The following is a 20,070-nucleotide window of genomic DNA, read 5'->3' on the forward strand; positions in this document are numbered from 1 at the left end:
GCTTGCTACTTGAAGGGGATGGGTTCGTAGCACTTGAAGGGCGCGGACACCGAGTACTTGCCACCCTTGAGTTGGACCAGTGCGCCGCAGCCGAACGACTCCTTCTGCCCCTTGGGCAGGGCGCGGTCGCCGACCATCGTGCCTTTGTCCGAGAAGCCGTTCGCCGCCTTCTGGAAGGAGGAGACCGTCAGATCCTTGCCCGCCTGCTCGGCGACGGCGAGGAAAAGGTCGGCCGACATATAGCCGGTCATCATGTGCATGTTGAGCGGGACGTCCTTGCCCGCCGCCTTCCTGATGTCGGTCTTGAACTGCCTCATGTCCGCCGTGTTCTGCTCGAACGGCTGGAAGGAGAGCAGGATGTGCACGCCGTCGAGCGCCTTCTTCGTCGCGCTCTTGGCGAGCAGGCCCGGGTCGTAGTCCGTCGGGTCGGTGATCACGCCCTTGAAGCCCGAGCGCTTGACGGCCGTGAACAGGCCGATGTTGTACGGCGTCTGCATCACGGAGACGACCACGTCGGGCGCCTTGCCGCCGTCCGAGCGCAGGATCTCCTTCGTGTACGCCGACCAGTCGCTGGGCACCGATGTCGCGGGCACCGTCGACTTGGCGAACGTCACCTTGTAACCGGCCGCGGCGAAGCTCTGCTTGTAGGTGCGGATGGCGAAGGTGCCCGCGTCGTTGTCGTTCGCGAGGATCGCCACCGACTTGCCCTTCGAACCGCCGGTGACTTTCTTCAGGCCCTCCGGCCAGCTCTGGGTGATGGTGCCGCCGGGCATCGGCACCATGCAGCCGCCGAAGCCATACATGTAACTGGGGCCGCAGAAGGGCGGGATGGTGCCCCAGCCGAACGTCGGCACCTTCTGCTTCTGGAGGAAGTCGGCTCCCGAGAAGGTGACCGAACTCATCGGCGAGATCGCGAACACCTTGTCCTGCTGGACGAGTTTGCGCGCCGCCGCGAGATTCTTCCCGGGATCCTGGCCGTCGTCCTCCGCGCCCAGGTAGTCGATCTTCCGTCCGTGTACGCCGCCGTCGGCGTTCGCACGGTCGAAGCGGGCCTTGGCGCCGAGGTCGGTGTCCTTCTTGCTGTAGCCGCTCGCGGTCGTCATGGAGACGATGCCGCCGACCTTGATGGAGTCGGCGGTCACACCGCGGGCGGAGCCACCGGCCTTGTCGCCCCCGCTCGAACCACTGCTGTTCGATGCGGAGTTGCAGGCGGTGGCGAGCAGCAGTGCGGCCACGGTGGCGGTGATGGTACGGGTACAGGTGCGGATCGATCGCGACACGGTCGAGCCCCCTCCGTCGAAGTGGGGCTGATTCTGTGCGTGACCTGATGAACCGTCAATAACTGACGCGTCGGTAATTGATGAACCGTCAGAAACCCCAAAGGGACTGTTACGTGCGGTAAAGCGCCTCGACCTCGGCCGAGTATGCGGTCTCGATGGCCTTCCGCTTCAACTTCAGCGAAGGCGTGAGCAACCCGTGCTCCTCGGAGAACTGGTGGGCCAGTATCCGGAACGTACGAATCGACTCGGCCTGTGAGACAAGGGTGTTGGCGGCCACGACGGCCCGCCGTACCTCCGTCTCCAGATCCGGATCGCGCACCAGATCCGTGGGGGACATCGGCGGCTTGCGGCGCATGTTCAGCCAGTGCTCGACGGCTTCCCCGTCCAGCGTGACGAGCGCCGCGATGTAGGGGCGGTCGTTGCCCACGACGATGCACTGCGCGACCAGCGGATGGTCGCGCACCCGCTCCTCCAGCTGCCCCGGCGACACGCTCTTGCCGCCGGAGGTCACCAGGATCTCCTTCTTGCGCCCGGTGATCGTGAGGTAGCCGTCCTCGTCGAGCGCGCCCAGGTCGCCGGTGGCGAGCCAGCCCTCGTGCAGCGTCGCGTCGGTGGCCTTGGAGTCGTTGAGGTACCCCTGGAAGACATTGCCGCCGTTGAGCCAGACCTCCCCGTCGTCCGCGATGTGCACGGTGGTGCCGGGGATGGGCTGGCCGACCGTGCCGTAGCGGGTGCGCTCGGGCGGGTTGGCGGTCGCCGCCGCCGTCGACTCGGTGAGGCCGTACCCCTCGTAGATCGTCACGCCCGCGCCCGCGAAGAACAGGCCGAGCCGCCGGTCCATCCCGGAGCCGCCGGACATCGCGTGCCGTACCCGGCCGCCCATCGCCTCGCGCACCTTGGAGTAGACGAGCTTGTCGAAGAGCTGGTGCTGCATGCGCAGGGCCGCCGAAGGTCCCGGTCCTGTGCCGAAGGCCTTGGCCTCCATGGCGTCCGCGTACCGCACGGCGCACTCCACGGCTTTGTCGAAGGGGCCCGACTTGCCGCCCTTCTCGGCCTTGCGCCGCGCGGCGTTGAAGACCTTCTCGAAGATGTACGGCACGGCCAGGATGAACGAGGGCCGGAACGCGGCCAGATCGGGGATGAGCGCCGCCGCGTTCAGGCTCGGCTGGTGGCCCAGCTTGACCCGGCCGCGGACCGCCGCGACCTGCACCATCCGCCCGAAGACATGGGCCAGTGGCAGGAAGAGCAACGTTGTCGCCTCGTCGCCGCGCCGGGAGTGGAAGACCGGCTCCCAGCGCTGGATGACCGTGTCCGCCTCGAACATGAAGTTCGCGTGGGAGATCAGACAGCCCTTGGGGCGGCCCGTGGTGCCCGAGGTGTAGATGATCGTGGCGATCGAGTCGGGGGTGACCGCGCGCCGGTGGCGGTTGACCACCTCGTCGTCGATGTCGATGCCCGCCCGGCTCAGCTCGCCCACGGCGTCGGCGTCCAGCTGCCACAGCCGGCGCAGCTGCGGCAGCCGGTCGATCACCGAGCCGATCGTCATTGCGTGGTCCTCGTGCTCGACCATGGCGGCCGACACCTGCGCGTCGTGCATCATCCAGAAGACCTGCTCGGCCGATGAGGTCGGATAGATGGGCACCACTTGGGCGCCGACCGTCCACAGCGCGTAGTCGAAGAGCGTCCACTCGTAGCGGGTGCGGCACATGATGGCGACGCGGTCGCCGAAACGGACCCCCTGGGCGAGCAGCCCCTTGGCGAGCGTCATCACCTGATCGCGGAACTCGGCTGATGTGACGTCGCGCCACACGCCGTCGGTCTTGATGCCGAGGGCGACGTGGAGCGGATCCTCAAGGGCATGGTCGAACACGACGTCGGCAAGGCCGCCCACCAGCGGCGCCGACGCCATCGGAGGGTTCGTGAACTCGCGCAATGATGCTCCTTGTGGCGCTCCGCACAGCGCCGGTGACGGTACCCCACCGCGCTGCCCGGCGGGAGGGGGTGACCGACCCGTCGGTACGTACCGTCCACGCTGGTCAGCCGGTGAAATGCGGCCACAAGGGGAGAGGCGGGACAGATTACTTACGGTTGAGTAAGTTTCGGTGGCGTAATCTCCACCGAATCTGTACGCAGCGGTTACTGCTGCGACCGTCCTGCGGGGATGCGGGTTTCGGCCACTGGAATCTCGTCCTCCGGTGCCTTGCGCGCGGACCGCACCATGACGAGGACCAGTACTCCGGCGACCAGACCGACGGCGCCCGCGACGACCGCCGCCGCGTTCAGGCCGGAGGCGAACGCGGCCCGCACGGTGTGCTCGGAGAGGGTCCCACGGAGTGCCGCTGCTCCGCCGCCCGCGAGGGTGTGAGCCGCGTCATGGCCGAGCGTGTCCTGCATGCGCGAGGTGAGCACCGTGCCGAAGACGGCGACCCCGAGCGCGTACCCGAGCTGGCGGAACGTGTTGACCGCGCCGCCCGCCATCCCCGAGTTCGCGGCGGGCACCGCGGCGAGCGCGGCGCCCGCGAGGCCCGGCGCGACCAGGCCCGTGCCGACCCCGGCGACCGTGAGCCCCGGGATGAGCGCGCCCCACGACGACCCGGCGTCGAGCACCGCGAGGGCGATCCCGCCGGCGCCGATCAGGAGCAGGCCCACGCCGATGGTCAGCCGTGCGGGCACCCCGTGCAGCATCCGCCCGCCGACCGCGGCCACCACGAACGACATCGCGGCCAGCGGCAGCATCACGAGGCTGCCGGTCACCGGGCTCATGCCGAGCACGGTCTGCAGCCAGATCGAGAGATAGGGCATCAGGCCGAACGCGGCGGCGTTGTAGCCGATCGCGCCGAGCAGTACGCCCGTGAACGCGGGCGTACGCAGCAGCCTCAGGTCGAGCAGCGGGTGCGCGACACGGCGTTCGACGGCCACGAAACCGACGAGTGCGAGCACCGCGACGGCCAGGGTCACCGTGGTGGCCGCCGACGTCCAGCCCTCCGATCCGGCCCGCACCACCCCGTACGTCAGGGCACCCGCGAACAGCGCGAACGTCGCCGTACCCGCCCAGTCGACCCGGCGCCCCGCCTGGCCCTTCGACTCGGGCACCACCCGCAGCGTCATCCATATCGACGCCACGCTCACCGGCAGATTCACGAAGAAGATCCACCGCCAGCCAGGACCCTCGGTGAGCAGCCCGCCGACGATCGGCCCCATCGCCGCCGCGGCCCCGCTCACCGCGCCCCAGACGCCGAGCGCCACGGACCGGTCGCGGCCCTGGTACGCGGCGCCGAGGAGCGGCAGCGTCGTCGCGAACATCGCGGCGGCGCCGAGTCCCTGCAGGGCGCGGGCGGCCACCAGGACGTCCGCGTTCGATGCAAGGCCGCAGCCGAGCGAGGCCAGCGCGAAGAGCGCGGTGCCCACGACGTTGAGCCGCCGCCTCCCCAGTACGTCCGCCGCGGCCCCCACTCCGAGCAGCAGCGCGGCGAGCGCAAGCGCGTAGCCGTCGATCACCCATTGCAGATCGCTCAACGAGGCGTTCAGCGCCCGCGCCATGTCGGGCAGCGCCACGACCACGATCGTCACGTCCAGCAACAGCATGAACGTCCCCAGGCTCACCGCTGTGAGCGGCCCCCATGTACGCATCCTCAACTCCTTGTACGACGGATCTGCGTGCCTCGTACGATGGAATGCGGACGGACGATCCCGGCCATCACCAGCGGCAGACCGAAGGAAACCGACACTGATGGACATCAGGCCGAGGGAATCCTCCACACCTCGTGTGCCCGACTCGTTCGACGCCCAGTTGCTGCAGGCCCTGGAGATCGACGGGCGCGCGCCCTTCAGCCGGATCGCGGCCGTCCTCGGGGTCTCGGACCAGACGGTCGCCCGCCGCTACCGCAAGCTGGTCTCCGAGGGCGGTCTGCGGGTCGTCGCCGTACGGGACCACGAGCGGCTCGGCCAGGAGCAGTGGATGCTGCGCCTGCGCTGCGCCCCCGACGGCGCCGAGGCCATCGCGGCCGCCCTGGCCCGCCGCCCCGACACCTCATGGATCGGCCTCACGTCCGGCGGCACCGAAGTCGTCTGCTGTACCCGGCCGCGCAGCCGGAGCGACCAGGACGAGCTGCTGCTCGGCAAGCTCCCGCGCACCCCGCACATCGTCGACATCCGTGCCCAGCAGATGCTGCACCGCTTCTTCGGCGGCCCCAACGGCTGGCTGATCAAGCACGGGCCGCTCAGCGAGGAGCAGGCCGCAGCCCTGCGCCCCGCCGGGCCCGGCACCGATCGCGCGGAAGAGCCATTGCACATCGACCCGGAGGACGAGCCGCTGGTCGCCGCGCTCGAACGGGACGGCCGCGCGACCTACCCCGAGCTCCAACAGGCCACCGGACGCTCGGAGTCCGCGGTCAAGCGCCGCCTCGCCGCGCTGCTCGCGTCCGGCGCGCTCTACATCGACATCGAGTACGACTCCGCCCTGGTCGGTTTCCACGTCGGGTCGATGCTCTGGATCACCGCGGCTCCCTGGGCCCTGGACACGGTGGGCAAGACCCTCGCCACCCACGCGGAGATCGCCCACGCGAGCGCCGTGGCGGGGGCGTCCAACATCATGGCGACCGCCGTGGCCCGCGACATCCCCTCGCTCTACCGCTACCTCAGCGGGCGCCTCGGCCACCTCGACGGCGTCCAGCACGTCGAGACGGCACCCTTCATCCGCCGCGTCAAGCAGCTCACGTACCGGCCGTTCCCGCGCTGAGCGCCCGAAGGGGCGCGGGACTGTGACACATGCGGCTCCGCCGCGCGGGCGCGACCAGCCACGAAGCGCCCGCAGACGAGTACCGCGCTCCCCGCGGAGCGTTCAGGGGCGCAGCCTGTCCCCGCCGCCCAGAATCGCCGCCGCCAGAGCCGCCGCAGCGCCCTGCGCCGAAGCCCGCCGCTCCCCGTGCAGCAGCACGAAGTCGACCGCGCCCAGCTCGGGGAGGCCCGCGCGCTCCGGGACGCGGACCAGGCCCGGTGGGATGAGTCCGTGGGAGTGCGCCATCACGCCGAGTCCCGCGCGGGCGGCGGCGACCAGGCCGTTGAGGCTGCCGCTAGTGCAGGCGATCCGCCAGGCGCGGCCGCGTCGCTCCAGGGCTTCGAGGGCCAGGGCGCGTGTGATGCCCGGCGGCGGGAAGACGATCAGCGGCACCGGAAGAGCCGGGTCGAGCCGCAGCCGCTCCGCGCCGATCCAGACGAGTTTGTCGTGCCAGACCAGCTCGCCGCGCGGATCCTCCGGGCGCCGCTTGGCGAGGACGAGGTCGAGTTTGCCCGCGTCGAGGCGTTCGTGCAGCGTGCCTGACAGCTCGACCGTCAGCTCCAGATCGACCTCGGGATGGTCGTGCCGGAACGACTCCAGGATGTCGGTGAGCCGCGTCAGGACGAAGTCCTCCGAAGCCCCGAACCGCAGCCGCCCGCCGAGCCGCGTCCCGGTGAAGAACGCCGACGCCTGCTCATGCACCTCCAGGATCCGCCGCGCGAATCCCAGCATCGCCTCGCCGTCCTCGGTCAGCTCCACGGAGTGCGTGTCGCGGGCGAAGAGCTGGCGCCCGGTGGCGTCCTCCAGGCGGCGCACATGCTGGCTGACCGTGGACTGGCGCAGATTCAGGCGCCGGGCGGCCTGCGTGAAGCTCAGCGTCTGGGCCACGGCAAGGAACGTACGGAGCTGCGCGGGGTCGTACATGCTCCCGAGTTTAGCCCCGCCTATCGCGATCCGTGATGACAGTCAGAGCGGTGTACGGGATTCCCGATCGCGACGATCAGGAGGATCATCAAGAGGGCACGATCTGAACCGAAACCGATGGAGCGAAGTGAAACGCCCGAGCCGGCCCTCCTGGATGCCGATCGACCCGTACATCCTGGCGTTGCTCGGGACAGTGGGCGTCGCCGCGCTGATCCCCGCCCGCGGCACCGGCGCCGACATCGCATCCGGAGCCTCCACCGCGGCGGTCTCGCTGCTCTTCTTCCTCTACGGGGCCCGGCTCTCCACCCGCGAGGCGCTCGACGGACTCAAGCACTGGCGGCTGCATGTCACCGTCCTCGCCTGTACGTTCGTCGCCTTTCCGCTGCTCGGGCTCGCGGCCAAGGGACTCGTCCCGTACGTGCTGACCCCCGCCCTCTACAGCGGGTTCCTCTTCCTGACGCTCGTGCCGTCCACGGTCCAGTCGTCGATCGCCTTCACCTCCATGGCACGCGGCAACGTGCCGGCGGCGATCTGCGCGGGCTCCTTCTCCTCGCTCGCCGGCATCGTCCTCACCCCGCTGCTCGCGGCCGCGCTGCTCGGCAACAGCGGGGCCGGGTTCTCCGCGGACTCGCTGATGAAGATCGTGCTCCAGTTGCTCGCGCCGTTCCTCGCGGGGCAGTTCCTGCGCCGCTGGATCGGGGGATTCATCGCCCGGAACAAGAAGGTCCTGGGCCTCGTCGACCGCGGCTCGATCCTGCTCGTCGTCTACACCGCGTTCAGCGAGGGCATGGTGCAGGGCATCTGGCACCAGGTGACCCCGCTGCGGCTCGGCGCGCTGCTCGCCGTCGAGGCGGTGCTGCTCGCCGTGATGCTCGCCCTGACCTGGTACGGGGCCAAGCGGCTAGGCTTCGGCCGCGGGGACCGGATCGCCATCCAGTTCGCCGGGTCGAAGAAGTCCCTGGCCGCCGGACTACCCATGGCGAGCGTCCTGTTCGGGGCCCACGCCTCCCTCGCCGTGCTGCCCCTGATGCTCTTCCACCAGATGCAGCTGATGGTCTGCGCGGTGATCGCCAAGCGGCGTTCGCGCGATCTGGAGGACTTCGTCAGCGAGCCGTCGCGAGCCGAAGAGACACGAACCGCGGTCGGTACAGGGACACGTTCCGGCTGACGTTCGCCTGCGCGCTCGCGGGCGTCGCGTCGAGCCAGTTGACGTCGTAACTGAGCAGCAGCCGCCCGTTCCCGCTGAGCGCCGGATGGGCCTGCGGGTTGTACGCGGCCACGTCCTGCTCGGCCGCGCCGTCCTTCGGCAGGGGCGGCGCGAAGCTCTTCGTGGGGCCGCGCCAAGGACCGGTGGGCGAGCAGGCCCAGTAGGAGGTCACGGTGGTCAGGCCCTCGGTGCCCGCGGCCATCGTGAACAGGACGTACGTCCCCTTGACGCGCACCACGGTGAACGCGCTGCCCACACCCTTGCGCTCACCGTCACCCAGCACCGACCGGGGCTTCCCGTCCTTCGTCCAGCCCTTGCCGTCCCAGTATCGCCACGCGCCCGGCTCGGCCAGCCTGCCCTGCGGCACCCGCGCGACGTACGCGTGCGAGGCAGGCCGCGCGGCCGCCTGCCCGTCATTGCCGCCGAACACATACGTCCAGCCGTCGTCGTCGATCGCGGTGGTGCCGTAGAGCACGCGCTTGTCCGGGTCCGGCACCGACTGCTGGTCGGAGACCTTGACGATGCCCTCGACGCGCAGATCGGGCAGCGAGAGCGTGGCGACCTCGGTGCCGGTGGGCACGCCGTAGATCCACGGCCCGGTCCCGGTGGCGCGGGTCCACAGCAGGACGCGTACGACGTCGTCCGACGAGCCGGGGGAGCGCGGCTCCACCTGCGCCGCCACCGGCCAGCGCCACTGGTTCGGCGCCGGGTCGGGGAAGAGTGGGGCCGGCAGGGTGCGCTGCAGGGTGCCCGAGCGGGACATCACCACGGCCGAGTTGCGCACCATCGGCGCGGTCGTGTCCCGCCAGGTGTGCGGCTGGCCCACCGGGTTGGGCGGCGCGTGCACCTGGCCGAGGAAGGTGTCGGAGAAGAGCCACAGCAGGCGCCCGTCCGGGAGGCGCACCGAATGGGTGCCGTCGCCGCCGGTCCAGTCGTCGGCGCGCGCCGTGTCGTCCCCGTAGCGGGCGAACATGCCCGTGGTCTCCTCGTCGGCGGACCACGACGAGACGGTGCGTGCCTCGCATGCCGCACCGCCCTCCCGGTCGTCCGGGAGGGCGGTGAGCAGCACGGCCGCGCAGACCAGGGCGAGCAGCAGGACCAGCGTGGTCCTGCGCGCGCCCCAGCCTGTGCGTGGAGCTCGGTCGGCGGGCACGAGCGGGACGTTAGTTGCTCGCGCGGATGTGGTCCATGGGAAGCCATGCGACGGTGTCCCGCGTCACAGGGGTCTTCGCAGCCCCGTCCGTTCCCAGTTCCGTCAGCTCGGCATCGCTCAGCGCCCGGTCGTAGACCCGTACCTCGTCGATGGATCCGGCGAAGTGGGCGCGGCTGTCGACCCGCTGGCCGACATGGAAGCCGTACCCCGAGTTGCGGGTGACCGTGCCCGGCACATCGGCGGCACTGATCCGCGTACCGTCGATGGAGAGCGTCAGCTGACCGCCGCCCCGACGCAGCGCGATGTGATGCCACTGCCCGTCGTTGTACGCGCCCGTGGTGCGCACGGAGGCCGACCTCGGCGGGGTGGCCCCGTCGCGCGTGGTGATCAGGCCCGTGACGCGGTTGCTCGCGGGCTCGCCGCGCAGCCACACCTGGGGCTGATTGGTGCCGACACCACCCATCCAGAGCAGCGGCTGCTCACCGCTGGTCGCGGAGTAGCGGAACCACAGCGATGCGGTGAAGTCCTTTGTGCCGAGCGGGAGTTGGCTTCGGTACGGCAGTCGGACGGCGTCGTCCGTGCCGTCGAAGGCGACCGCCCTGCCGAACCGTCCTTCGGTCGACGCCGCCCCGCCGAGCACGGCGGCGGCCTTCGCGTGCGGCGCACGGTCGGCGGTCGTCGGGTCCGGGCCGCGGCGCGGCTGCAGCCAGTCCTCGGTGAAGCGCGCGAAGCGGATCTCGTCGCGGGCGTCGACCGCCCCGCCCTCGTACATCAGACCCACGTGCCCGCCGTCTGCCCGCACCATGTCCGAGTAGCCGGACCAGTCCGTGGTGACCGTCGTGCCGCGGTCCACGCTGTCCCAGGTGCGGCCGCCGTCGTACGAGGAGCGGATCTGCATCGTGCGGCGGCGGTCCGGGTCGCCCGGGCAGGCGAGCAGCATCCGCTTGCCGAACTGGAGCGTGGAGCCCTGCACTTGGGGCGTGTAGAGGTCGGGGATGGTCTTGAACGGCGCGGCGAAGGAGTCCCCGCCGTCGCGGCTGACCGTGTGCGTGCGATGCCCGAGATCGGTGCCGTCCTGCTCGCGCCCGCTGACGTAGACCGCCCCGTCGGGGCGTTCCGTGATCGTCATCTCGGACGGCTTCTGGCGGAACGTGCCGTCGAGAGGTATCCGGTACGAGTCCTTGGCGCCGATCTTCCAGTTCTTGCCGCCGTCGTCGCTGACGATCAGCGCCGCGTGATTGGCGGTGACCCGACTGCCGTCCCAGGTCTCGGTGTTGGCGGTGAAGACGAGCCGGCCCGCGTGCTTGCCGCGGGTCAGCTGGAGGCCGTGCACGGGCCCGGTCGCGTACCAGGAGTTCCAGTCCTTGGGCAGTATCTGGTCGCTCAGGTCGCGCGGCGCCGACCAGCTGCGGCCGTCGTCGTCGCTGTACTGCAGATGGGGGGTGCGGTCGCAGGGCACGGCACAGTTCTGCCCGTCCGTGCGGCCCGTGTTGTACGTCTCCGCCAGGACGATGCGGCCGGTCCTGCGGTCGACGATCGGGGCGGGGTTGCCGTGGGTGTCGCCCGCGCCCTCATTGACGACCTGGAGCGGACTCCAGGTGCGGCCGCCGTCGTGCGACCGCTTGACGACGATGTCTATGTCGCCCGCGTCGCTGCAGTCGTTGACCCGCCCCTCGGCGAACGCGAGGAGCGTGCCCTTCACCGTCTTCACGACGGCGGGGATGCGATAGCAGGCGTACCCGGAGTCCTGCGAGGCCTTGAACAGGACCTGCTGCTCGAAATCCGTCGCGGGGGCGTCGGGGGCGGCCTGCGCCGACGGCGCGGGCAGCAGCGCCCCGAAGGCGACGAGGGTTAACGCGGTCGCGGCCGTTCGGAGTGATCTGAGGCGTACACGGAGACCTGATGGCATGGTGCGGCCCACCCTCCAAGGTGACTGGACATCCTGACATCCCACGTCCAACGTGCGCGCCACAGACGCTACTTGGGGCGTTCGGCACCCCACAAGAAGCATGCGGAGGGTGAATGCGCGCCGCCTGGTCAGGGCCCGCCTCACATTCCGAGCGCCTGTGTGGTCGGACTGGTGAGACACCGTCCGGCACGCAGGAAGGAAGACCTCGCCATGGTCACGCAAGCGACGACCGACACGACGGCCGACACGACGACGGACCCGACGACCGTCACAACGGCGGAGCAGGACGGCACCCAGTCGCGTCTGCCCGGTTCGGGGATCCCCGGCAGGCCCATCGGGAAGAACTACAGCAGGTAGCCGGGAGCGGGGCCGGGACCCCGCCGGCGCAGGGGGCGCTCCCCGCCGGGCGGGGTCCCGCCGCCGTGCAGCGGGGAGCCGCCGGTCAGCCCTGGGAGGCCGCGGCCCGCACGGCGATCCGGTGCTCGCCCGCGTACACGTTCATGGAGGAGCCGCGCAGGAAGCCGACCAGGGTGAGACCGGTCTCGGCGGCGAGATCGACGGCCAGGGAGGAGGGCGCGGAGACGGCCGCGAGCACCGGAATGCCTGCCATCACCGCCTTCTGCGCCAGCTCGAAGGAGGCACGGCCCGAGACGAGCAGCACGGCACGCGACAGCGGAAGACGGCCGTCCTGCAGGGCCCGCCCGACGAGCTTGTCGACCGCGTTGTGCCGGCCCACGTCCTCCCGGATGTCGAGGAGTTCCCCCTCCTCGGAGAAGAGCGCCGCCGCGTGCAGCCCCCCGGTCCGGTCGAAGACGCGCTGCGCCGCGCGCAGCCGGTCGGGGAGGCCGGCGAGCAGCTCGGTCCCGAGCCGGACCGGGGGAGCGTCGGAGATCGGGAAGCGCGCCGTGGTGCGCACGGCGTCCAGGCTCGCCTTGCCGCACAGGCCGCAGGACGAGGTGGTGTACACGTTGCGTTCGAGGGTGATGTCGGGCAGGACGAGCCCCGGAGCGGTCTTCACGTCGACCACGTTGTACGTGTTCGAACCGTCGGCAGTCGCCCCCGCGCAGTAGACGATGGACTGCAGCTCGTCCGCCGAGCCGAGCACCCCCTCGCTCACCAGGAAACCCGCCGCCAGCGCGAAGTCGTCACCGGGCGTGCGCATGGTGATGGCAAGCGGCTTCCCGTTGAGCCGGATCTCCAGCGGCTCCTCCGCGACCAGGGTGTCGGGCCGCTCGCTGACGGCGCCGTCCCGGATGCGGAGGACGCGGCGGCGCTCCGTGACTCGTCCCATGTCGATCAGTCCCGGTTCTGTACGTGCTGGTAGCCGAAGCGGCCCTTGATGCAGAGGTTGCCGTGGGTCACCGGATTGTCGTGCGGAGAGGTGACTTTCACAATGTCATTGTCCTGTACGTGCAGGGTCAGGTTGCAGCCGACTCCGCAGTACGCGCACACCGTCGTCGTCTCGGTCTGCGCCGCCTCGTCCCACGTACCGGCGGCCCGCATGTCGAACTCCGACTTGAAGCTCAGGGCGCCCGTCGGGCAGACCTCGATGCAGTTCCCGCAGTACACGCACGCCGAGTCGGTCAGCGGCGCGTCGTGCTCGACGGCGATCCGGGCGTCGAAGCCGCGGCCGGCCACGGAGATCGCGAAGGTGTTCTGCCACTGCTCGCCGCAGGCGTCGACGCACTTGTAGCAGAGGATGCACTTGTCGTAGTCGCGGACGTAGAGGTCGTTGTCGACCTTCGGTTCCTCGTTCAGGCGGGCCGCGTCCGGGCCGAAGCGTTCGGGCTTCGCCTCGTACTCCTTGAGCAAGGCCGCGACCTTCGGCGTCATCGACAAGTCGACCGACGATGCGAGGAGTTCGAGGACGACCTTGCGGCTGTGCCGGGTGCGTTCGGTGTCGGTGCGCACGCTCATGCCGGGTTCGGCCTTGCGCGAGCAGGCAGGGGCGAGCGTCCGTGCCCCCTCCACCTCCACGACGCACACCCGGCAGGCGTTCTTCGGGGTGAGGGTGTCGCCCTCGCAGAGGGTCGGCACGTCCTTGCCCGCGGCCCGGCAGGCGTCGAGGAGGGTCGCCCCCTCCGGCACGCGGGCGTCCTGCCCGTCGAGGGTGAATTCGACGAGGCGGCGCGGGATTCCCAGCGGTACGGCGGTCACTTGTACGCCCCCAGGCGGTCGATGGCGGATTCCACGGCGTTCCACGCGGTCTGGCCGAGCCCGCAGATGGAGGCGTCCCGCATCGTCCGCCCCACCTCGCGCAGGAGCGCGATGTCGCCTGCGGCATCGGCCCCCGTCCGCTCGACGATCCGATGCAGGGCCTCCTCCTGGCGGACGGTGCCGACCCGGCAGGGCACGCACTGGCCGCAGGACTCGTCGCGGAAGAACTCGGCGATGCGGAGCAGGACGCGGGGGAGCGGAACGGTGTCGTCCAGGACGAGCACGACGCCCGACCCGAGGGTCGTACCGGCGTTCCTCGTCCCCTCGAAGGTGAGCGGAATGTCGAGCTCGTCCGGGCGTACGAAGCCGCCGGCCGCGCCTCCCAGGAGGACCGCCCTGAGGTTGTCCGGCTTCCCGGCGATGGCCAGGAGCTCGCCGAGGGTGGCGCCGAAGGGGAGCTCGTAGATGCCGGGCCGTTCGACGCTGCCGGAGACGCAGAAGAGCTTGGGCCCGGTGGACTTCGCCGTCCCTATGGCGGCGTACGCCTGCGCGCCCATGGTGAGGACGGGGAGGACGTTGACGAGGGTCTCGACGTTGTTCTCGGCGGTGGGTTTGCCGAAGAGCCCCTTCTCCACGGGGAAGGGCGGCTTGGAGCGAGGCTCTCCTCTGTATCCCTCAATGGAGTTGAAGAGGGCGGTTTCCTCGCCACAGATGTACGCGCCCGCCCCGCGCCGGATCTCGATGTCGAAGGCATACCCCTGGCCGAGGACGTCGTCGCCGAGGAGGCCGCGTGCGCGGGCCTGGGTGATGGCGTGCTCGAGCCGGTGGAGGGCGCGGGGGTATTCGCCGCGGAGGTAGAGGTAGCCCCGGTGGGCGCCGATCGCGTACCCGGCGATGGTCATCGCCTCGATGAGCGAGTACGGGTCGCCCTCCATGATCACCCGGTCCTTGAAGGTGCCGGGCTCGGACTCGTCCGCGTTGCAGACGAGGTAGTGGGGGTGATCCGGCTGGGACGCCGTGGCCTGCCACTTCCTTCCCGTGGGGAAGGCGGCGCCGCCCCGTCCGAGGAGGCCGGAGTCGGTGACTTCGCGGATGACTGCGGCGGGGCCGATGCTGAAGGCGTGGCGGAGGGCGGTGTAGCCGCCGTGGGAGCGGTAGTCGTCCAGCGAGGCTGGATCGGCCTTGCCTATGCGGCGGAGCAGTACGAGGCCTTCTTGTCCGGCTTGGGGGACGGCGAGGGCGGCGGGGGGCTCTGCGGGGGCGGTGTCGGGGGTGAGGGCGGCTTGGGCGAGAGTGTCGGGTGCGGCTGGGGCGATGGTTGCGGTGGCGTGGGTCTTCTCCCCGCTCCCGCCCCTACCCGAATCCTGCGGCTCCGCCGCCTCGGGCGCACCGTCCCTGGGGCTCCGCCCCCGGACCCCCGATCGCGCTCCGCGCTCGTCCTCAAACGCCGGACTGGCTGAAAAATCCAGCCCGTCCGGCGTTTGAGGACGAACTCGGCGGAGCCGGTGATCTGCGGTCACCCCGTGGGCCGGAGGCCCCGCCCGCACCACCAACGCAGCCGGCGCCCGCTCGCAGAGGCCAAGGCATGGCGAAGGCTCGACGGTCACCCCGGACTCCGGGCCGAGCCGCGCCTCCACCTCCCGGCACAACGAAGTTCCCCCGCAGGCGAGATCCGTACAGACCCGCACGACAGTGCGAGGCCGCGGCCGCACCGAGAACATCGAGTAGAACGTGGCGACCCCGTACCCCTCCGCCGGCGGCACCATCAGCCGCCGGCAGAGGTAGTCCAGGCCCCCCTCGCTCACCCACCCCACGCGATCGTTCAGCGCGTGCAACCCCGGCAACAGCTCATCCCGCCGCTCCCGAGCCGCACGACCGCCCCGCGCCCACCGCAGATCCGCGTCGCTACGGTCATCAGCCCCCTCCCACGCGGACTCCGCAGGACCGAGCACCGCGTCGACGGCCGCCCGCTCCTCGTCCGTCGGCTTGCTGTCACCGAAGTGCAGATCCATCCGTCACCCCACCTCACTGGCGACCGGCGACGCGGTCAGCTTGTCGATCCGTATCGCCGACGCCTTGAACTCCGCCGTGCCCGCGATCGGGCAGTTCGCCTCGATCGTGAGCTGGTTGGTGTCGACCTCGTCGGGAAAGTGCATGGTCATGAAGGCGAGACCGGGGCGGAGACCGGGGTCCACCCACACGGGCGCCACGACGACCCCGCGCCGCGAGGAGATCCGCACCTCCTCGCCGACCACGACCCCGTACCGCTCCGCGTCCTCCGGGCACAGCTCGACGTACTCGCCGCGCCGCAGCGGTGAGGCGAAACTCCCGCTCTGCACACCGGTGTTGTAGGAGTCGAGCCGCCGCCCGGTCGTCAGCCGGATCGGGAACGCCTCGTCCGTCAGGTCGACCGGCGGGTCGTGTGCGACGAGGCCGAACGGTGCGGGCGTGCCGCGACGTTCGGGGGCGGGCTCCCACAACCGGCCGTGCAGGTAGGAAGGTTCGATCCGTTCCTCCGAAGGGCACGGCCACTGGATGCCCTGCAGGGACTCCAGACGTTCGTACGTCATGCCGTAGTGGTCCGGCGACACCGACCGCAGTTCGTCCCAGACGGCCCGCGCGTCCGCGTACTTCCAGTCGTGGCCGAGCAGCCCGGCGAGCTCGCAGATGATGTCGATGTCCTCGCGCGCCTCACCGGGCGGCCGCACGGCCTTGCGGACCCGCTGGACACGCCGCTCGCTGTTGGTCGTCGTGCCGTCGGTCTCCGCCCAGGCGGCCGTCGCGGGCAGCACGACGTCCGCCAACTCGGCCGTCTTCGTAAGGAAGATGTCCTGTACGACGAGGAAGTCCAGGGCACGGAGGCGTCGCATCGCCTGCTCGCTGTCCGCCTCCGACTGCGCCGGGTTCTCCCCGATGCAGTAGACGGCCTTCAGCGACCCCTCCTCCATCGCCTCGAACATCTCCGTCAGATTCAGGCCGTAGCGCGGCTGGATGGCCGTGTCCCACGCCGTCTCGAACTTCAGGCGTGTGTCCGGGTCGAGGATGTCCTGGAAGCCCGGCAGGCGATTCGGGATCGCGCCCATGTCGCCGCCGCCCTGGACGTTGTTCTGGCCGCGCAGGGGCTGCAGGCCCGAGCCGTAGCGGCCCACGTGCCCGGTCAGCAGGGAGAGATTGATCAGGGCGCGCACGTTGTCCGTGCCGTTGTGGTGCTCGGTGATGCCGAGCGTCCAGCACAGCTGCGCCCGCTCGGCCCGCGCGTAGGCGTGCGCCAACTCCCTGATGGCGGCGGCCGGTACGCCTGTCACCTTCTCGGCGAGGGAGAGCGTCCATGGCTCGACCAGGGCCGCGTACTCCTCGTAGTCGGACGTGGCCCGGTCGATGAACGCCCGGTTGGCCAGGCCCGCGTGGATGATCTCGCGGCCGATGGCGTGCGCCATCGGGATGTCCGTGCCGACGTTCAGACCGAGCCAGCTCTCCGCCCACTCGGCGGTCTTGGTGCGGCGCGGGTCGACCGCGTACATGCGGGCGCCGTTCCTGATCCCCTTCAGGACGTGCTGGAAGAAGATCGGGTGGGCGAAGCGCGCGTTGGAGCCCCACATCACGATCAGATCCGTGTGTTCGACCTCTTCATAAGAAGAGGTGCCGCCGCCCGAGCCGAAGGCGGCCGACAGGCCCGCGACGCTCGGCGCGTGGCAGGTGCGGTTGCAGGAGTCGACGTTGTTCGTGCCCATGACCACGCGGGCGAACTTCTGTGCCACGTAGTTCATTTCGTTCGTGGCACGGGCGCAGGAGAACATCCCGAACGCGCCGCGGGCCTCCTGGAGTCCTGCCGCCACCCGGGTCAGGGCCTCCTCCCAGGTGGCCCGCCGGAAGGGCGCGTCGCGTGCGTCGCGTACGAGGGGATGGGTGAGCCGGGTGTACGTCTTGGGCACCCGGTCCCGTTTCTTGCTCATGCCGCGCTCCTCATGCGGTCGGCCAGCAGGTCCGAGATGGCGTGGACGGTGCGGAGCGTCGGCACCGGAACCCCGGTGATCTCGGCGAGTTCCACGACGGCCGCGAGCAGCACGTCGAGTTCGAGCGGTTTGCCGCGCTCCAGGTCCTGGAGGGTGGAGGTGCGGTGGTCGCCGACGCGTTCGGCGCCGGCCAGGCGCCGCTCGACGGAGATGTCGGGGCGGCAGCCGAGGGCGGCGGCGACGGCGAGCGTCTCGTTCATCATGATCTCGATGACGCGGCGGGTGCCGCCGTGCAGGCACATCTCCCGCATCGTGGCGCGGGCTAGCGCGCTGATCGGGTTGAAGGAGATGTTGCCGAGCAGCTTGATCCAGATGTCGAGGCGCAGTTCGGGCTCGACGGGACACTTCAGGCCGCCCGCCTGCATGGCCTCGCCGAAGGCGAGACAGCGCTGTGAGCGCGAGCGGTCCGGCTCCCCGATGGAGAACCGGGTGCCTTCCAGGTGCCGGACAACTCCCGGGCCCTCCAGCTCCGTTGCCGCGTACACCACACACCCGATGGCCCGCTCGGGCGCGATCACCGCACTGACCGCGCCGTCGGGGTCCACGCTCTCGACGCGGTGGCCGTCGTGCGGGCCGCCGTGCCGGTGGAAGTACCACCAGGGGATGCCGTTCTGCGCCGCGACGACCGCGGTGCCTTTGTGCAGCAGCGGCTCGATCAGCGGCCCGCACGCCGCGTACGAGTTGGCCTTCAGGCCCAGGAAGACGAAGTCGACGGGGCCGATCTCGGCCGGGTCGTCGGTGGCGTGGGCCCGTGCGGTGAAGTCGCCGCGCGGGCTGTGGATACGTACTCCGTGCTGCCTCATGGCCGCCAAATGCGGTCCACGGGCGACGAGATGGACGTCGGCACCGGCGCGGTGCAGCGCGGCTCCGACGTAGGCGCCGATCGCACCGGCGCCGAGGACTGCGACTTTCACGGTGGCGCGCTCCGTTCGGTTGAGGGATCCGAAGAAGACTGAGCTCATGAACTGTCGATGGAATATTGTCTACAGTATGGAAGTTGGGCCAGCAAGGGGTTGCGCGGCACATTGCATACCGTCGACGGAATAGTGCATGTCCTCTTCCCAACTGCCCGCCTGATTCCTACTGTTCGGGATCATGAGGCCCCCCGTCGCACCCCCGGGATGGAGCCGCTGGCTAGTGCCGCCCGCCGCCCTCTCCGTGCACCTCTCCATCGGCCAGGCCTACGCCTGGAGTGTCTTCAAGCCCCCACTGGAATCCGCCCTCCACCTCAGCGGCACCCAGAGCGCGCTGCCCTTCCAGCTCGGCATCGTGATGCTCGGCCTCTCGGCGGCCTTCGGCGGCACCCTTGTCGAGCGCAACGGACCGCGCTGGGCGATGGCGGTCGCCCTCACCTGTTTCTCGTCCGGCTTCCTGGTCGCCGCGCTCGGTGCGGCGATCAGCCAGTACTGGCTGATCGTCTTCGGGTACGGCTTCGTCGGCGGGATCGGCCTCGGCATCGGCTACATCTCGCCCGTGTCGACACTGATCAAGTGGTTCCCGGATCGCCCCGGAATGGCGACCGGCATCGCGATCATGGGCTTCGGCGGCGGCGCGCTGATCGCCTCGCCCTGGTCGGCCCAGATGCTGGAGTCCTTCGGCTCGGACTCGTCGGGCATCGCGCTCGCCTTCCTGGTGCACGGTCTGACGTACGCCGTCTTCATGTCGCTCGGCGTGCTCCTGGTGCGGGTGCCGCGTACGGAAGGGGCGCGGGCGCCGGGCACCCCCGGCACGCTCGACGGGCCGCAGGTCTCCGCGCGGGCCGCCGTGCGGACTCCCCAGTTCTGGTGCCTGTGGATCGTGCTCTGCATGAACGTGACCGCGGGCATCGGCATCCTGGAGAAGGCCGCGCCGATGATCATCGACTTCTTCTCCGACACCGGGACACCGGTCTCGGTCTCCGCCGCCGCGGGCTTCGTCGCCCTGCTCTCGGCCGCCAACATGGCCGGGCGCATGGGCTGGTCATCGGCGTCCGACCTGATCGGCCGCAAGAACGTCTACCGCGTCTACCTGGGCGTGGGCGCGCTGATGTATCTGCTGATCGCCCAGTTCGGAGACGCGTCGAAGCCGCTGTTCATCGGCTGCGCGCTGGTGATCCTCTCCTTCTACGGAGGCGGCTTCGCGACGATCCCCGCGTACCTGAAGGACCTCTTCGGGACGTACCAGGTCGGCGCGATCCACGGCAGGCTGCTCACCGCCTGGTCCACGGCCGGTGTCCTCGGGCCGTTGATCGTCAACTGGGTCGCCGACCGCCAGGATGAGGCCGGCAAGCACGGCTCCGGGCTCTACGGCATGTCCCTCACGATCATGATCGGCCTGCTGATCGTGGGCTTCGTGGCGAACGAATGCGTCCGCCCCGTCCACTCCCGCCACCACATTCCCGCCCCGAGGGAGGCCACCCATGACGGCGCCGACCAGCCCGCCGCCCAGTAGTCCGCCGCGCCGCCGTGGCCTTGTCGCCGCCGCCTGGCTGTGGGTGGTGCTGCCGCTCGGCTACGGTCTGTACGAACTCGCACACAAGGCCACCCAGCTCTTCACCGGGTGACGCGATGATGAGAAGCATCCAAAGCCCACGCCCGATTCCTGTTGCTTCACGTGCCCCGTTACTGGTGAGTCGCTGAGCAGACTGGACGGTCCCGCATCTCCGGCAACA

General features: G+C 70.3%; 16 protein-coding genes. 5 read left to right on the forward strand and 11 right to left on the reverse strand.

Translation table 11 applies throughout. The annotated features are described in order from the left end of the window. Nucleotides 1–5 precede the first annotated feature (5 nt). From AB0O76_RS27195 to AB0O76_RS27205, 3 genes are all read right to left on the reverse strand, one after another. Nucleotides 6–1,280, reverse strand: a complete 1,275-nt coding sequence (locus AB0O76_RS27195) for an ABC transporter substrate-binding protein (protein ID WP_365496271.1) — start codon at nt 1,278–1,280, stop codon at nt 6–8. A 109-nt stretch (nt 1,281–1,389) separates the two neighbouring features. Then, complete coding sequence (locus AB0O76_RS27200; RefSeq protein ID WP_365496273.1) at nt 1,390–3,213, reverse strand: AMP-binding protein; 1,824 nt, start codon at nt 3,211–3,213, stop codon at nt 1,390–1,392. 203 nt (nt 3,214–3,416) lie between these two features. After that, nucleotides 3,417–4,910, reverse strand: a complete 1,494-nt coding sequence (locus tag AB0O76_RS27205; protein ID WP_365496275.1) for an MFS transporter — start codon at nt 4,908–4,910, stop codon at nt 3,417–3,419. A gap of 100 nt (nt 4,911–5,010) precedes the next feature. On the opposite strand from AB0O76_RS27205, the gene AB0O76_RS27210 reads away from it, so the two are divergent. Further along, nucleotides 5,011–6,018 (forward strand): AsnC family transcriptional regulator, encoded by a 1,008-nt coding sequence (locus tag AB0O76_RS27210; RefSeq protein WP_365496277.1) that lies wholly within the window; start codon nt 5,011–5,013, stop codon nt 6,016–6,018. A 102-nt stretch (nt 6,019–6,120) separates the two neighbouring features. Here the strand turns inward: AB0O76_RS27210 and AB0O76_RS27215 are convergent, their stop codons facing one another. Beyond that, a complete protein-coding gene (locus AB0O76_RS27215; protein ID WP_365496279.1) occupies nt 6,121–6,981 on the reverse strand; it encodes a LysR substrate-binding domain-containing protein in 861 nt (286 codons plus the stop codon). A gap of 154 nt (nt 6,982–7,135) precedes the next feature. On the opposite strand from AB0O76_RS27215, the gene AB0O76_RS27220 reads away from it, so the two are divergent. Continuing rightward, nucleotides 7,136–8,149, forward strand: a complete 1,014-nt coding sequence (locus tag AB0O76_RS27220) for a bile acid:sodium symporter family protein (RefSeq protein WP_365496354.1) — start codon at nt 7,136–7,138, stop codon at nt 8,147–8,149. Here the strand turns inward: AB0O76_RS27220 and AB0O76_RS27225 are convergent. Further along, entirely contained in the window at nt 8,085–9,341 is a 1,257-nt protein-coding gene (locus AB0O76_RS27225) for a DUF4185 domain-containing protein (protein WP_365496281.1), read from the reverse strand. The two genes, AB0O76_RS27220 and AB0O76_RS27225, sit on opposite strands and share 65 nt — an antisense overlap. Before the next feature lie 10 nt (nt 9,342–9,351). Then, nucleotides 9,352–11,250 carry a sialidase family protein gene (locus AB0O76_RS27230; protein ID WP_365496283.1) on the reverse strand — a complete coding sequence of 633 codons (1,899 nt, stop codon included), beginning with the start codon at nt 11,248–11,250 and terminating at the stop codon, nt 9,352–9,354. 210 nt (nt 11,251–11,460) lie between these two features. Between AB0O76_RS27230 and AB0O76_RS27235 the strand changes: the two genes are divergently transcribed. Beyond that, on the forward strand, nt 11,461–11,607 hold the full coding sequence (locus AB0O76_RS27235; protein WP_365496285.1) for a hypothetical protein: 147 nt from the start codon (nt 11,461–11,463) through the stop codon (nt 11,605–11,607). Nucleotides 11,608–11,692: 85 nt separating this feature from the next. On the opposite strand, the gene fdhD is transcribed toward AB0O76_RS27235, so the two are convergent. The 5 genes from fdhD to AB0O76_RS27260 are packed head-to-tail and all read right to left on the reverse strand — an operon-like array spanning nt 11,693 to nt 18,334. Next, nucleotides 11,693–12,541: a formate dehydrogenase accessory sulfurtransferase FdhD gene (fdhD, locus tag AB0O76_RS27240; protein WP_266872171.1), complete on the reverse strand. Its 849-nt coding sequence runs from the start codon at nt 12,539–12,541 to the stop codon at nt 11,693–11,695. 5 nt (nt 12,542–12,546) lie between these two features. Further along, nucleotides 12,547–13,407, reverse strand: coding sequence for a 2Fe-2S iron-sulfur cluster-binding protein (locus tag AB0O76_RS27245; protein WP_365496287.1), 861 nt, complete (start codon nt 13,405–13,407; stop codon nt 12,547–12,549). Then, nucleotides 13,404–15,419, reverse strand: coding sequence for an NADH-ubiquinone oxidoreductase-F iron-sulfur binding region domain-containing protein (locus AB0O76_RS27250; RefSeq protein ID WP_365496289.1), 2,016 nt, complete (start codon nt 15,417–15,419; stop codon nt 13,404–13,406). Before AB0O76_RS27250 ends, AB0O76_RS27245 begins: the two co-directional genes overlap by 4 nt. 3 nt (nt 15,420–15,422) lie before the next feature. Next, nucleotides 15,423–17,360, reverse strand: a complete 1,938-nt coding sequence (locus AB0O76_RS27255) for a molybdopterin-dependent oxidoreductase (RefSeq protein ID WP_365496291.1) — start codon at nt 17,358–17,360, stop codon at nt 15,423–15,425. Further along, entirely contained in the window at nt 17,357–18,334 is a 978-nt protein-coding gene (locus tag AB0O76_RS27260) for a 2-dehydropantoate 2-reductase (protein WP_365496293.1), read from the reverse strand. The genes AB0O76_RS27255 and AB0O76_RS27260 overlap by 4 nt, the downstream gene beginning before the upstream one ends. Before the next feature lie 181 nt (nt 18,335–18,515). Here AB0O76_RS27260 and AB0O76_RS27265 point away from each other — a divergent pair, with 181 nt between their 5' ends. Next, a complete protein-coding gene (locus AB0O76_RS27265; RefSeq protein ID WP_365496295.1) occupies nt 18,516–19,850 on the forward strand; it encodes an OFA family MFS transporter in 1,335 nt (444 codons plus the stop codon). Next, a complete protein-coding gene (locus AB0O76_RS27270; protein WP_365496297.1) occupies nt 19,819–19,962 on the forward strand; it encodes a hypothetical protein in 144 nt (47 codons plus the stop codon). The genes AB0O76_RS27265 and AB0O76_RS27270 overlap by 32 nt, the downstream gene beginning before the upstream one ends. Nucleotides 19,963–20,070: the final 108 nt, after the last annotated feature.

Source organism: Streptomyces sp. NPDC086554 (assembly GCF_040686095.1).
In the GTDB taxonomy this organism is placed as follows: Bacteria; Actinomycetota; Actinomycetes; order Streptomycetales; family Streptomycetaceae; genus Streptomyces.